We start from the raw sequence: 500 nt of genomic DNA, 5'->3' as shown, positions 1-500 counted from the left end.
GGCCACCACCGGGTCGCCGAAGACCTCGCCCCATTCTCCGACCGAGCGATTGGAGGTCAGCAGGATCGAGCCGCGCTCGTAGCGCCTTGAGACGAGCTGGAAAAACAGATGAGCGGCGTTGGCCTCGAATGGCAGATAGCCCAGTTCGTCGATGATCAGCAGCTTCGGTCGCGACAGGAGCGCCAGTTGCTTGTCCAGCGCGCCATCCGCGTGCGCCTTGGCCAGCATGGCGACCAATGTCGCGGCGGTGACGAACTGCACGCTGTAGTTTCGCCGGATCGCCTCGCGCCCGAGCGCCACGGCCAGATGCGTTTTCCCCGTTCCTGGCGGCCCCAGCAGCAAGATCGTATCGCCGTGCGCGACCCAGCGGCACTCGGCCAGGTCACGGATCTGCCGGGGATCGAGGGACGGCTGGGCGTCGAACTCGAAGCCGTCGAGTTCCCGCACGAACGGGAACTGCGCCATCTTGCTCGCCATGGCGATGCGGCGCTCGTCACGTC

1 protein-coding gene is annotated in these 500 nt (G+C 66.4%); it reads right to left on the bottom strand.

Annotated elements, in window-relative coordinates; translation table 11 throughout:
- Window positions 1-500 (bottom strand): IS21-like element helper ATPase IstB (gene istB, locus HLH48_RS22905; protein ID WP_182999740.1); only part of this gene is annotated, 500 nt, incomplete at both ends.

Source organism: Gluconacetobacter sacchari (genome assembly GCF_014174255.1).
GTDB lineage: Bacteria > Pseudomonadota > Alphaproteobacteria > Acetobacterales > Acetobacteraceae > Gluconacetobacter > Gluconacetobacter sacchari.
Note: the sequence above shows the minus strand (reverse complement) of the source record. Positions and strands in the feature narration are given on the sequence as shown.